1 protein-coding gene is annotated in these 240 nt (G+C 52.5%); it reads right to left on the reverse strand.

Annotation, left to right across the window (positions count from 1 at the left end):
• Positions 1-240 (reverse strand): hypothetical protein (locus LK536_RS59035; RefSeq protein ID WP_506092364.1); only part of this gene is annotated, 240 nt, incomplete at both ends.

The following is a 240-nucleotide window of genomic DNA, read 5'->3' on the forward strand; positions in this document are numbered from 1 at the left end:
GTAGTAATTACCCTCCTTCTCTCGTCCCTCTCCGTCCTCCCTCCTTTCCTGGCTTTCTCTTTTCCTTCCTCTCCTCTCTTCTTCCTTCTCCCTTCCTTCCTTTCTCCTTCCTCCTTCTTTCCTCTCTTTCCTCCCCTCCCCCTCCTTCCCCTTTCTCTCCCCCTTCCTTCCCCCCTTTTTTCTCTCTCTCCCCTCCTCCCTCTCTCTTCCTCTCTTCTTTTCTTTCCCCCTTTTTTTCCC

The organism is Clostridium pacaense (genome assembly GCF_020709765.2).
GTDB classification, from domain to species: Bacteria; Bacillota; Clostridia; order Lachnospirales; family Lachnospiraceae; genus Enterocloster; species Enterocloster hominis.